The sequence below is a fragment of the Ruegeria sp. S84 genome, from assembly GCF_056583445.1.
Genome location: NZ_CM152618.1, coordinates 731,760 through 744,700, shown reverse-complemented (window position 1 = coordinate 744,700; position 12,941 = coordinate 731,760). Strand labels below are relative to the sequence as shown.

12 protein-coding genes and 1 pseudogene are annotated in these 12,941 nt (G+C 60.6%); 12 read left to right on the top strand and 1 reads right to left on the bottom strand.

What is annotated here, in order from left to right; all coding sequences use genetic code 11:
• Positions 1-2: 2 nt before the first annotated feature.
• Genes cobN through cobJ form a run of 5 tightly spaced genes read left to right on the top strand, consistent with a single transcriptional unit; the run spans position 3 to position 6,529 of the window.
• On the top strand, positions 3-3,296 hold the full coding sequence (gene cobN, locus AC1DFB_RS03775) for a cobaltochelatase subunit CobN (RefSeq protein WP_480922159.1): 3,294 nt from the start codon (positions 3-5) through the stop codon (positions 3,294-3,296).
• Positions 3,293-4,420, top strand: a complete 1,128-nt coding sequence (cobG, locus tag AC1DFB_RS03770) for a precorrin-3B synthase (RefSeq protein ID WP_480922158.1) — start codon at positions 3,293-3,295, stop codon at positions 4,418-4,420. The genes cobN and cobG overlap by 4 nt, the downstream gene beginning before the upstream one ends.
• Positions 4,420-5,049 carry a precorrin-8X methylmutase gene (locus AC1DFB_RS03765; RefSeq protein ID WP_170391845.1) on the top strand — a complete coding sequence of 210 codons (630 nt, stop codon included), beginning with the start codon at positions 4,420-4,422 and terminating at the stop codon, positions 5,047-5,049. Before cobG ends, AC1DFB_RS03765 begins: the two co-directional genes overlap by 1 nt.
• The gene (locus AC1DFB_RS03760) at positions 5,046-5,774 is read left to right on the top strand and encodes a precorrin-2 C(20)-methyltransferase (RefSeq protein ID WP_480922157.1); all 729 of its coding nucleotides are present in this window, start codon (positions 5,046-5,048) and stop codon (positions 5,772-5,774) included. The genes AC1DFB_RS03765 and AC1DFB_RS03760 overlap by 4 nt, the downstream gene beginning before the upstream one ends.
• Positions 5,771-6,529, top strand: coding sequence for a precorrin-3B C(17)-methyltransferase (gene cobJ, locus AC1DFB_RS03755; protein ID WP_170609343.1), 759 nt, complete (start codon positions 5,771-5,773; stop codon positions 6,527-6,529). The genes AC1DFB_RS03760 and cobJ overlap by 4 nt, the downstream gene beginning before the upstream one ends.
• Here cobJ and AC1DFB_RS03750 read toward each other — a convergent pair.
• Complete coding sequence (locus AC1DFB_RS03750; protein ID WP_480922156.1) at positions 6,526-7,257, bottom strand: cobalt-precorrin-6A reductase; 732 nt, start codon at positions 7,255-7,257, stop codon at positions 6,526-6,528. The two genes, cobJ and AC1DFB_RS03750, sit on opposite strands and share 4 nt — an antisense overlap.
• Between AC1DFB_RS03750 and cbiE the strand changes: the two genes are divergently transcribed.
• From cbiE to AC1DFB_RS03715, 7 genes and pseudogenes are all read left to right on the top strand, one after another.
• Positions 7,256-8,455, top strand: coding sequence for a precorrin-6y C5,15-methyltransferase (decarboxylating) subunit CbiE (gene cbiE, locus AC1DFB_RS03745; RefSeq protein WP_480922155.1), 1,200 nt, complete (start codon positions 7,256-7,258; stop codon positions 8,453-8,455). The two genes, AC1DFB_RS03750 and cbiE, sit on opposite strands and share 2 nt — an antisense overlap.
• Complete coding sequence (locus AC1DFB_RS03740; RefSeq protein ID WP_480922154.1) at positions 8,452-8,820, top strand: cobalamin biosynthesis protein; 369 nt, start codon at positions 8,452-8,454, stop codon at positions 8,818-8,820. Before cbiE ends, AC1DFB_RS03740 begins: the two co-directional genes overlap by 4 nt.
• Complete coding sequence (gene cobM / locus AC1DFB_RS03735) at positions 8,817-9,611, top strand: precorrin-4 C(11)-methyltransferase (protein ID WP_170801840.1); 795 nt, start codon at positions 8,817-8,819, stop codon at positions 9,609-9,611. Before AC1DFB_RS03740 ends, cobM begins: the two co-directional genes overlap by 4 nt.
• Positions 9,598-10,919 (top strand): annotated as a pseudogene (locus AC1DFB_RS03730) (cobyrinic acid a,c-diamide synthase CobB). Before cobM ends, AC1DFB_RS03730 begins: the two are co-directional and overlap by 14 nt.
• Positions 10,916-11,644: a uroporphyrinogen-III C-methyltransferase gene (cobA, locus tag AC1DFB_RS03725; protein WP_480922153.1), complete on the top strand. Its 729-nt coding sequence runs from the start codon at positions 10,916-10,918 to the stop codon at positions 11,642-11,644. Before AC1DFB_RS03730 ends, cobA begins: the two are co-directional and overlap by 4 nt.
• Entirely contained in the window at positions 11,637-12,380 is a 744-nt protein-coding gene (gene cobF / locus AC1DFB_RS03720) for a precorrin-6A synthase (deacetylating) (RefSeq protein WP_170801843.1), read from the top strand. The genes cobA and cobF overlap by 8 nt, the downstream gene beginning before the upstream one ends.
• A 76-nt stretch (positions 12,381-12,456) precedes the next feature.
• The gene (locus AC1DFB_RS03715) at positions 12,457-12,921 is read left to right on the top strand and encodes a DUF302 domain-containing protein (RefSeq protein ID WP_170401258.1); all 465 of its coding nucleotides are present in this window, start codon (positions 12,457-12,459) and stop codon (positions 12,919-12,921) included.
• The last annotated feature ends 20 nt before the right edge of the window (positions 12,922-12,941 follow it).

The following is a 12,941-nucleotide window of genomic DNA, read 5'->3' as shown; positions in this document are numbered from 1 at the left end:
CTATGCACGTCGTCTTCCGCGAAAGCCATGGGCTCGAAGAAACCGAGACCCCGACCGATCTGGGCCAGAGCCCGGCGGACCTGGTGGTGCTGTCCTTTTCCGACAGTGACCTTGGCGCTTTCGCGGCGGGATGGCATCGTGGAGGTGGGCCTGAAGGACGCATGCCAACGATGCGGCTGGCCAATCTGACGGCGTTGAAGCATCCCCTCTCAGTCGACACATATGTCGAGCAGACACTGGAGGGCGCAAAGGGCATCCTGATCCGTCTAATTGGCGGTGTGCCTTATTGGGCTTACGGACTGCAACAGGTTCTGGCACTGGCGCAAGCCAACGGAATTGCGCTGGCCGTTCTGCCTGCAGACGGGCGCGAGGATACACGACTGGACGACTACTCTACCCTACCCGTCTCGACCCTGCGGCGGCTGGCGCATCTGTGCGACACCGGCGGAGAGGTCGCGGCGCAAGCCGCTCTGGCGCAGATGGCACTGGCAGCGGGGTTGTATGCAGGTCCGGTCATGGGCGCGAAGACCATCCCCGAATGCGGCGCCTGGTGCCCGGATCGCGGTGTGATCCCGGCAGAAAACGCTCTGTCAGGTGATACGAAACGTATCATCGTGACCTTTTATCGCGCATACCTGACCTCGGCAGATACCGCCCCAATTGCGGCGTTGATCCGCAGCTTGCGGGCGCGGGGTTTTGAGGCCGTCGGCCTGTTTGCCTCGTCGCTCAAAGCACCAAATGCCGCCGATTGGCTGCGCGAGACTATTGTGGCGCTGAAGCCTTCGGCGATCGTCAACGCCACCTCATTCTCAGGCAAGGGCGCATCAGGCACCTCACCTCTCGATGTGGCAGAGGTGCCGGTCTTTCAGGTGGCGCTGGCCACCTCACGCCGCAAAGCGTGGGCTGACGCAGAACGTGGCCTTTCACCAGCTGATCTTGCCATGCATGTGGTCCTTCCGGAAGTGGACGGGCGGATCAACGCGGGCATCGTATCCTTCAAAGAGCCGGGCAAACGCGACCCGCATCTCGAGTATTCTCGCTTCGCTCATCGGGCTGAACCCGAACGGATCGAAGCCATCATCAACCGCATCTCCGGCTGGCTGAACCTTCACGACAAACCCAAAGCGGAGCAGGTTCCGGCGCTGGTACTATCGACCTATCCCGGCAAAGACTGGCAGATGGCACATGCAGTGGGTCTGGATGCGCTGGCCTCGGCTGAGGCAATGTTGCTCGATCTGCAAGGCGAAGGGTATGACACCGCGCCTGCCGAGCCAATTGCTGAAACTCTTCTTGATGCCCGGATTTCATGGCCGCTAGAGGATTATCAGGCGGCGCTGGCGGCGCTGCCGGAAACACTCCGCGCCGATCTCAATAAGGTTTGGGGCACTCCCGAAGACGACCCTGCTTTCACAAACGGCGCATTCCACTTCACTGCGCTGCGTCGCGGAAAGGCTCTGATCGCGCTGCAGCCCGAGCGCGGCACACCCGAACTGCGCGATGACGACTATCACGATCTGTCGCGCACACCGCGCCACGCCTACGTCGCCTTTTACTTGTGGCTGCGCAAAGGATTGGGCGCGGATGCGCTGATCCATATCGGCGCGCATGGCACGCTGGAATGGTTGCCGGGAAAATCAGTCGCCTTGTGCAACGAATGTTGGCCCGAGGCGTTAATCGGCGATCTGCCGGTGATCTACCCCTTCATAGTCAACGACCCCGGCGAGGCCGCGCAGGCCAAGCGTCGGATCGGGGCGGTCACGTTGGGCCATATCCCACCCCCGATGAAGGAAAGCGGCACACCAGATCGCATGGTGCGGCTGGAATCGCTGTTGGACGAGTTCTCGAACGCGGACGGGCTAGACCCCAAACGCCGCGATCGCCTGCAGGAAGATATCCGGGACGAGGCGCAGGCGATCGGGCTGGAAAGCGATCTTGGCCTCGATCAGGCCACCTGTACCGCCGAGGCGATCACGCGCATTGACCGATTTGTCTGCGACATCAAGGAAAGCCAGTTCGGTGATGGGCTGCATATCTTTGGGCGCGTCCCCGATGAGACGGGCAATTTCGACGCTGCCCCCTCAGCCCAAGCTGAACGCTCTGCCCTGATTGACGCTTTAGCGGGCAAACGGATCGAGGCCGGGCCGTCCGGATCCCCCTATCGCGGGCGTACGGATGTTTTGCCGACCGGGCGGAATCTATATACGACCGACCCACGCTCGGTTCCCACGCGCGCGGCCTACACACAAGGCGTCAAGCTCGCCGAAGAGCTGGTTCGGCGGCATCTGCAGGAAGAAGGCGACTACCCCAAGGGCTTGATCGTCGATCTATGGGGTTCGGCCACTATGCGCACAGCGGGCGAGGAATTCGCCATGGCGCTACACCTGCTGGGAGTGAAGCCGGTTTGGGATAAAGGGTCTGAGCGGGTCTCGGGCATCGAAGTGTTGCCGATCACCGATCTCAGCCGCCCGCGTCTGGACGTAACACTGCGCGTCTCTGGCCTGTTCCGGGACGTGTTCCCGACGCTTTCAGCGCTTTACGGTCAGGCTGTCCGCGCATTGACCAAACGAGATGAAGCACCCGACTGGAATCCTTACGCCGGTCAGGAGCCTGCGGCGCGGGTCTATGGGCCAGCCCCCGGCAGCTATGGTCTGAACATGACTCATCTGTCCGAAACCTATACGGATGAGGCACGCGTGCAAGCGGGTGAGGCTTGGCTTGATGCCAGTTCCTTCGCTTTGGAAGGCGAGCATATAGCGCAAGATAAGGACGGTATCTCGCAACGCGTCGCCAACGCCGACAGCTTTGTGCACCTACAGGACCTGACCGAGACGGACTTGTTGCTGGCCAATGATTATGCAACGCACGAGGCCGGATTTGCTGCCGCCAAGAAAATCACTGGTGGTACTGCGCAGCTTTATCATCTGGACAATACCAACCCGGACAACCCGCGCGCCCGCACCCTGCCCGAGGAAATCAGCCGCGTCGTCTATGCCCGCGCCGCCAACCCGGGATGGATTGCCGGAATGCAGCGGCACGGGTTTCGGGGTGCCGCTGAAATCGCGGCGACGCTGGATCATATGGCATCTTTCGCGCATCTGTCCGGCACAGTCGCACCGCATCTGTTCGATCTGTACCACGACGCCACGCTGGGCAATGAAGAGGTCGACGCCTTCCTGCAACAGGCAAACCCGCAAGCACATCAGGCCATGCAGGATCGGTTCCGGGCACTGCTGGAGGCAGGGCTATGGCATACCCGCCGGAACTCGATCCGCGCCGTCCTGGAGGGGTTGGGATGAGTGCGCCCATCGTGCAGGGCTGGTGCCCAGGTGCCCATCGCCCGATGATGTCCGGTGATGGGCTGGTCGTGCGTGTGCGCCCTCGGCTGGCGCGCCTGGATGCCCAACAGGCGATAGGGCTGTGCGAATTGGCGGAACGGTTCGGCAATGGCACGATCGACCTTACCAACCGCGCCAACCTTCAGCTGCGTGGAGTAAAGGAAACCGACCATCAATCCTTGTTGGCCGCGCTTTCCTCGCTGAACCTGCTGGACGCCGAACCCGGAATCGAAATTCGCCGCAACATTCTGGTCTCGCCACTCTATGAAGCCGGTGATCTGACCGCTCGGCTGACACAGGAATTGATCCAGCGTCTGGCCGAGCTTCCGGATTTACCTGCCAAGTTCGGCTTTGCCATCGACACAGGTTCCGAGCGTTTATTGGCCGATGACTCGGCGGATATCCGGCTTGAACTCGGTTCGGGCAGCCTGATCCTGCGCGCGGACGGGGCCGAAACCGGGCGAGCGGTGAGCGAAGCCCAAGCAATCGACCAAGTGATCGCGTTGGCGAAGTGGTTTGCGCAAACCCACACAACCGAGACCCGCCGCATGGCGCGGACCGTTGCCACATATGGTTTGCCCAACGAGTGGCAAGGCAGCGCGCCCGGCCCCATTGGCGTGCCTCTTCAACCGGGAGCCTGCGTGCAGGGGACACTCTATGGCGCTGCCTTTGGGCAGCTACCGGCGCGGCAACTCCATTTGCTGATCGAAAACAGCAACGCCACTGCCCTGCGGGTCACACCATGGCGGCTGTTCCTGTTGGAAGGCGGGGCGGCGATACCCGCCCTTGACTTTGTCACAGATGGCACCGACCCGCTGAGAACAACCGACGCCTGCCCCGGCGCGCCATACTGCCCGCAGGCGCAGGTCGAAACCCGCGGTGTGGCGCGCGCCCTGGCCGCGCGCGTTGCAGGCAGCCTGCATGTATCGGGCTGCGCCAAGGGATGCGCCCGAATGGGTCCGGCCGATGTCACTTTGGTTGGCAATTCCGGACGATTTGACCTTGTCAAACAAGGCCGTGCGGGGGATGAGCCCTGCCAACGCGGCCTGACCGAAGAAACACTCATGACCATGGACTTCACCTGATGCCCTATGAATACGAAACCGACGGCGCGGCGATCTACAAGCAGAGCTTTGCCACCATCCGATCCGAGGCTGATCTGGCCCGGTTCGATGCCGATGAAGAACAGGTCGCCGTTCGGATGATCCACGCCGCAGGGATGGTCGGGCTGGAAGAGTTCGTCCATTTCTCGGACGGTTTTGTCTCGGCAGCGCGTTCCGCGCTGGAAAATGGCGCGCCGATCCTGTGTGATGCCCGCATGGTCAGCGAAGGCGTCACCCGCTTTCGCCTGCCCGCTGATAACGAAGTGATCTGCACCCTGCATGACGAGCGCGTGCGCCCTCTGGCTGCCGAAATGAGCAACACGCGCTCTGCCGCCGCGCTAGAGCTGTGGCGTCCGCATCTGGAAGGAGCACTGGTCGCGATCGGTAACGCCCCTACCGCGCTTTTCCACCTTCTGAACATGTTGGAAGATCCCGACTGCCCACGCCCCGCTGCCATTATCGGCTGCCCGGTGGGCTTCGTCGGAGCGGTCGAGTCCAAGGATGCCTTGTGGGAAGCGCAGCCAGTACCATCCTGTATCGTCAAAGGCCGTTTGGGAGGCAGTGCGATCACAGTTGCTGCCATCAATGCTATCGCGAGCCGCACGGAATGAGCGGGGGTAAAATATACGGCGTGGGCCTCGGCCCCGGCGATCCGGACCTGATGAGTGTCCGTGCGGACTGCCTGCTGCGCAATGCCCGCCATGTGGCGTTTTTTCGCAAACCTGGCCGCACAGGTCAGGCCCGCAAGATCGTTAATGGAATGATCCCCGGCGACGCCATCGAGTTTCCAATGGAGTACCCGGTAACAACCGAAATCCCGGTGACGGATCCAAGGTATAATGAACTCCTTTCGGTGTTTTACGAAGACTGTGCCGCACATCTGAAATCGCTTACCGAAAATGGTGAGGATGTAGTGGTCCTGTGCGAAGGCGATCCGTTCTTCTATGGATCATTTATGCACCTTTACAATCGATTACGAGACATATCTGAAGTCGAAGTCGTACCTGCCATAACTGGCATGTCCGGCGCTTGGACCGCAACCGGTGACCCGATAACTTGGGGCGACGATGTCCTCACGGTTCTTGTTGGAACCTTGCCCGAGGATACGCTGACTGAACGCATGACCCAGACCGACGCGCTGGTTGTCATGAAGATCGGGCGGAACTTCGACAAGGTAAAGCGCGCGCTGAAACAGGCCGGGCTGTATGACCGCGCGTGGATCGTCGAATACGCTCAGATGCCGAACCAACGGGTCTGCAAACTGTCTGATAATTGCGAAGGAATCACGCCCTATTTCTCAATCATACTGGTTCATGGACAGGGACGCCGACCATGAGCGGTTGGGTCAAGATCGCTGGCCTTGGGCCTGGAAACGAAGCACTGGTCACTCCCGAAGTCACTGCCGCTCTGGCAGAAGCGACGGACGTGGTTGGCTACATCCCTTATGTTGCTCGGGTGGCCGAGCGAGAGGGGTTGACCCTGCACGCCAGCGATAACCGGGTCGAGATCGACCGCTCTCAGCACGCTTTGCAAATGGCGGCCGACGGTAAGCGCGTCGTTGTAGTCTCGTCAGGGGATCCCGGCGTGTTTGCAATGGCCGCTGCGGTGTTTGAAGCGCTTGAAAACGGGCCGAAAGACTGGCGCGACATACAGATCGAAGTGTTGCCAGGGATCACTGCGATGCTGGCGGCTTCGGCCCGTGCCGGGGCACCATTAGGGCATGATTTCTGCGCCATCAACCTGAGCGACAACCTGAAGCCATGGCCACTGATCGAAAAACGCCTGCGACTTGCCGCGCAGGGCGATTTCGCCATGGCGTTCTATAACCCTCGCTCGAAGTCTCGACCGGAAGGGTTTGAAAAAACGCTGGAAATCCTGCGGGAGGAATGTGAGCCGGAACGCCTGATCCTGTTCGCACGCGCTGTATCCCGCGAGGATGAAACTTTGCGGATTTCAACTCTGGAAGAAGCCACGGCAGATATGGCGGACATGCAGACTGTCGTCATCGTCGGCTCGTCCCTGACCCGCATAGTCGAGCGCAACAGCGCCCCGATCGTCTACACCCCGAGATTCACGCTGGCCAAGGATTAAGCATGCGCCAGCCAGTCCAAGACCTGCGAGACATTTGCCAACTCGGTCCGCTTCGGCAGGGTCGGACGGTCTATCATCAGAACCGGCAAGCCCAGCGCCCTGGCGGCATCCAGTTTGGCCCGGGCGCCTGTGCCACCCGCATTCTTGGATACAATCAATTGCGTATGGTGACGTTCCATCAAGGCCCGGTCCTCTTCAACAGAAAACGGGCCCCGCGAAACGATCACATCGCTTTTCGGAAGCGGCAATGCGTCCGGATCGTCTACAAGCCGCAAAAGATAGTGATGCTGAGGTTGGGCTGCGAAGTCATGAAGATGCATGCGGCCAACTGCCAGGAAGACGCGGCGGGCTGGACCGGCCAGCGCTTCAACCGCACCTTCAATATCCGGTACGTGCTGCCAGTTGTCCCCGTCTTGCGCGACCCAAGCAGGTCGCGTCAAAGCGGCCAAGGGCGTTGCGCCCCCCGCACAGGCTTCCACCGCATTTCGGCTCATCTGCGCCGCAAAGGGATGAGTCGCATCGACAACATGGGTGACGCCGTGCTCGTGAATGTACCGCGCCAGTCCCGCTGCACCACCAAACCCGCCTACGCGCATCGGCACGGGTTGCGAGCGCGGGTTATCGACACGTCCGGCGTAGGAATATGTAGCGGGAATGCCTTGATCGGCAACCGATTTTGCCAGAGCATTCGCCTCGGTCGTGCCACCAAGAATCAGGAGGTTGGGCATGTCTGAAACTCCGTGGTTGACCGTTCTGGGTTTGGGCGAAGATGGACTGGATGGCCTGTCCCCCGCAAGCCGTCAAGTGCTGGACCGCGCTGAGATTGTCATGGGTCCGACACGCCACCTGTCGTTGATCCCAGACAGCGCGGCGGAACGGATTGAATGGCCGGTCCCATTTGCCGATGGCCTGCCAATTCTGACCGCATTGCGCGGTCGGCAAACCGTTGTGCTGGCCTCGGGTGATCCGTTCTGGTTCGGGGCCGGGTCCGTTATCGCGCGTAATTTCGAAACGAACGAATGGATTGCCCTACCCGGCCAGTCGACCTTTTCGCTTGCTGCTGCGCGGCTTGGTTGGCCGCTTGAAAACACGTTGACCTTCGGGCTACATGCCGCGCCTCTGACGCGCCTTCGCCCTCACTTGGCACCCGGCCTGCGCGCGATTCTCTTGCTGCGCGATGGCAAAGCCGTAGCCGAGCTTGCGACCTATCTGGGCGAAACCGATTTTGCCGATTGCACTCTGCACGTCATGGAAGCGCTCGGTGGCCCCCGTGAACGCGCGCGCAACGTGTCGCTGACCGAGGCGTTGCTTGGAACCTTCGAACATCCGGTTTGTGTCGGTCTTGATGTCGCGGGTACTGGGCGTGCCTTCCCCAAAGCCTCGGGAAAGCCCGATGACATTTTTGAAACCGACGGCCAGATCACCAAGCGCCCCATTCGCGCGCTAACCCTGTCGGCGCTTGCCCCTCAGCGGGGTGAGCATCTGTGGGATATTGGCGGCGGCACCGGTTCGATCAGCATCGAATGGCTGATGTGCGATCCGACGCTAACTGCAACGACTATCGAGCCGCGTGCTGATCGGGCCGAACGCATTCGCCGAAACGCCAATACGCTGGGGCAAGATCGGTTGTGCGTTGTGCACGGTTCTGCACCAGAGTCGTTGGATGATCTTGACCGACCCGATGTGGTGTTCATCGGTGGCGGTCTGAGTGCGGATCTGCTGAACTGGCTACACGCAAACCTTCAGGGCGGCACGCGGCTGATCGCCAACGCGGTGACACTCGAAAGCGAAGCGCTGCTAGCTGAATGGCACGACAAGCTGGGCGGAGACCTGCTGCGCATCGAACTGGCGCAGGCAGCTGCGCTTGGTCCACGGCGAGGCTGGAAATCTGCCTATCCCGTAGTGCAGTGGAGCCTCACGTTATGATCGTCGCGGGGTTAGGTTTCTCATCCTCTGCTACGCTGGCCAGTCTTCGTGCCGCTTTCGAGCTTGCCTCGACAGGAAAAACTGTCGATGCCCTTGCGACCGTTGCGGACAAGGACGGACACGCCGCACTTTCCGCGCTTGCAGAAGCAACTGAGCTGCCGATACATTTCATTCCGGCAAATGATCTTGCCGAACAACGCACACTTACTTGCTCAGCCCGCAGTCGCGCCACATATGGCACCGGCAGCGTGGCCGAAGCATCCGCTCTTGCTGCCGCCGGACATGGCGCGCGGCTGATTTCACCCAGACAAATCTCGGACGACCGGCTTGCAACCTGCGCCGTCGCCATCGGAGGACAGACATGACCGTTCATTTCATCGGCGCCGGACCGGGTGCCGCCGACCTGCTAACCCTACGCGGGCGCGATATCATCGCCTCCTGCCCGGTGTGCCTCTATGCTGGCTCATTGGTTCCCGAGGAGATTTTGAGCCACTGCCCCGACGGCGCGAAGATCGTGAACACGGCTCCGATGGATCTGGATCAGATCATGGCCGAGATCGAAACAGCGCACAAAGCCGGGCAAGACGTGGCGCGGCTGCATTCCGGGGACCTGTCTGTCTGGTCGGCGATGGGAGAACAAGTCAGACGTCTGAAAGAAATGGGAATCCCGGTCAGCGTCACGCCCGGTGTCCCGTCTTTTGCCGCCGCAGCTGCTGCTCTGGGAACTGAACTCACCCTTCCGGGACTGGCGCAATCGGTAGTATTGACCCGGACGCCCGGGCGCGCGTCGTCGATGCCTGAAGGTGAAACGCTGAAAAACTTCGCTAAAACAGGTGCCACTCTGGCCATTCACCTGTCGATCGGAAATCTGGACAATGTCATCGCCGACCTGACCCCTGCCTATGGTGCGGACTGCCCGGTCGCCGTTGTCTACCGCGCCAGCTGGCCGGATGAACGGATCATCCGCGCGACGCTGGCGACCTTGAAAGAGGCGCTGGACGACAGCATCTCGCGTACGGCTCTGATCATGGTGGGTCCGGCGCTGGCGGGCGAAGGGTTTGACGAAAGCTGTCTGTATTCAAAAACTTACGACCGTCGCTATCGCCCGCAAAGCGCCGACAGCCCTTGGTCGAGCTGGAGTCATGGTGATGACTAACCCTCCGGGAATACTGATTTCCGCACCGTCGTCGGGCACAGGCAAAACTACAGTCATGCTGGGATTGCTTCGGGCTCTGGCCGAGGACGGATTGACCGTGCAGCCGTTCAAAAGCGGGCCGGACTACATCGACCCGGCTTTTCACCGGGCTGCGGCAGGCCGTGCCTCGTTCAATCTGGATAGCTGGGCGATGGGGGAGCCGCTGCTAAGCGCGATCTCTGAGCAGGCGACGGGCGCGGATATTGTGGTGGCCGAAGGCTCAATGGGTTTGTTTGATGGCGTCGCCAAACCCGGAGAGCTGGGGCATGGGTCGAGCGCTGAAACGGCGCTACGCATGGGATGGCCGGTCGTTCTGGTCCTGGATGTCGGAGGACAGGCGCAATCGGCGGCGGCGACCGCGCTTGGCTTTCGGATATATAACCCCGATCTACCTTTTGCCGGGGTGATCCTGAACCGCTGTGCCAGCCCAAGACATGAGCGGCTGACGCGGCTGGGCATGGAACGGGCTGGATTGCCGGTTCTGGGCGTTCTTCCGCGCCGAGGTGATCTGACTCTGCCCGAAAGACATCTAGGCCTGATCCAGGCGGTTGAGCATCCGGATCTGGAAACGGCAATCGCCGGATATGCCGCATTCCTGCGTGAACATGTCGATCTGGATGCGATCAAACGGGCGGCCTCCTCAGGCCCTGCTGGGCCATCGTCAGCCGCGCTGCCGCGCCCCCGGCGCAGCGGATCGCACTGGCCCGTGATGCAGCGTTTTCATTTACCTACCCGCATCTGCTGGAAGGGTGGCGCAGCGCCGGTGCAGAAATACTGCCCTTTTCGCCACTGGCAAACGAAGCGCCAGCTGCAGACGCTGAACTGGTCTGGCTACCGGGGGGCTATCCCGAGCTGCACGCAGGAACATTGGCGGCAGCAGATACTTTCTTGACGGGGCTGCGCAAACACGCGGAAACGCGGCCCCTGCATGGTGAATGCGGGGGCTATATGGCATTGGGGGAAGTTCTGGTCGACAAGGAAGGCGCGCCACATCAGATGGCGGGGTTGTTGGGTCTGCAAACCTCATACCAAAAGCGCAAATTCAACCTTGGCTATCGTAGGGCTGAACTTTTGGCGTCGATGCCTGGCTTTGCCAAGGGTACCGCCTTGCGCGGACATGAGTTCCACTATTCCTCGATCATCGAACAACCTGACGCTCCTCTTGCGCGAGTCTTCGATGCCGAGGGGGCCGAAGGCCCTCAGACAGGATCGCGACGTGGCAATGTCACCGGCACATTTTTCCATCTTATTGCAGAGGCCTCGGCATGACCGGTTTTGTCTCTTTCATTGGCTCCGGTCCGGGTGATCCGGAGCTACTAACGCTCAAGGCCGTAGACCGGATGCAGAAGGCCGATGCGGTGCTGTTTGATGATCTCAGCAGCGGCCCGATCCTGACCCATGCGCGTGACAATGCTGATCTGGTTGGTGTTGGCAAACGCGCCGGTCGCCCTTCGCCCAAGCAGGATCACGTCAGCCGATTGTTGGTGGAGTATGCGCAGACCGGTCAGCAGGTGGTACGCCTGAAATCCGGTGATGGAGGATTGTTCGGTCGACTGGAGGAAGAACTGGTCGCGTTGCAGGCAGCCGGCATCAAGTACGAGATCATTCCCGGCATCCCCTCTGCTGTCGCGGCGGCAGCTGCAGCTGGTATTCCTCTGACCCGACGCCTGACTGCACGTCGTGTTCAATTCGTCACCGGGCATGACGTAAGTGGCAAATTGCCGACCGATCTGAACCTTCCCGCCCTGGCTGATGCTAGCGCGACGACGGTCGTATTTATGGGCAAGCGCACTTTTCCCTTGCTGGTCGAAGCCCTGAGCGCGTATGGCTTGCCGTTGGACACGCCTGCTTTGATGGCCGAATCTGTTTCAACTCCCGAGCAATCCTTGGAGCGCTCCACAATCGGAGACCTGTCCGACAAGCTGCGATCCGAGGTTGGAACCGCCCCGGCCCTGATCCTGTATGGCCCGCTGGCAGAGTTCGAAGATGTTTGAACTGATCCTGATCGGAATCGGCACGGGTAATCCCGACCACCTGACCTTTCAGGGGGCGAAGGCGATCAGATCAGCGGACCTGATCCTGATCCCGCGTAAGGGAGAGAACAAAGCTGATCTGGCCGGTTTGCGCGAAGACATCATCACGCAGGTCACCGACAAACCTGCACGGATTGCCTATTTTGATGTTCCCAAACGCCGGGCAGATGACGGCTATCTCGGAGGCGTCGACGAATGGCACGACGCAATTGCCCTGCGCTGGCACGAGGCGATTTCAGCCTACCCGGACGCGCAGAAGGTGGCGTTGCTGATCTGGGGTGATCCGTCGCTGTATGACAGTTCGCTAAGAATTGCAGCGCGGCTGGACCCGCAACCGCAAGTCCAGGTTATGCCGGGAATCACAGCGTTACAGGCATTGACTGCAGCCCATGCGATCCCGATCAATGAGCTGGGCGCGCCCTATGTCGTGACCACAGGCCGTCGCATCCGCGATGATGGGTGGCCTGAAACGGCGTCGAAAGTGGCCGTAATGCTGGATGGCGAATGCTCGTTCCAGAGCCTGAAGATGACCGATTATGACATCTGGTGGGGGGCATATGTGGGCATGAAAGAAGAGATTCTGATCAAAGGCCCATTGGCGGATGTGGCGCAAGACATTCTGGATACCCGCACGCAGGCCCGTTCTGATCACGGCTGGATCATGGATATCTATCTGCTGAAGAAACGTGCGGCCTGACGCGCGCACAGGATTGTGAGCCCCGTTTCAGCGCTTTTCTGTCATCAATTCCCCAGTCAACAGGAAGGGAAAGAACATGAGGGCGCTTTGGGCTGCGATCTGCCTGCTGGCGATGCCTGCTTGGGCCGACGGCATCGAACCTCTTACTGGATGGGCGGTTTACTCCAGCGGAAAAAGCTATGAGACCCTCGTGGATGACACAAAGGCCGCGGTAAAGGAAAACGGCCTGATCGTTGTGACACAGGCCGGGCCGACCAAAGCGGCGGCCTCGCGCGGTATCACCATTCCGGGCAACCGGGTGATTGGCGCATTCAACAACGATTACGCAGTTCGGGTTCTTGAAACCTCGACCAACGCGATGATCGAAGCGCCCATCCGTTTCTACGTGACCGAGAACGAGGACGGCACTGCAACCCTTTCTTACAAGACACCCAGCTTCGTCTTTGCCCCTTATGCAGACGAGGGCGGAGACGCTCTGCGCGAGATTGCCATAGAATTGGACGCAAAGTTTCAGGCCGTAGCGGAAAACGCCGTCAAATAGTCACACTGACGTGAACCTGC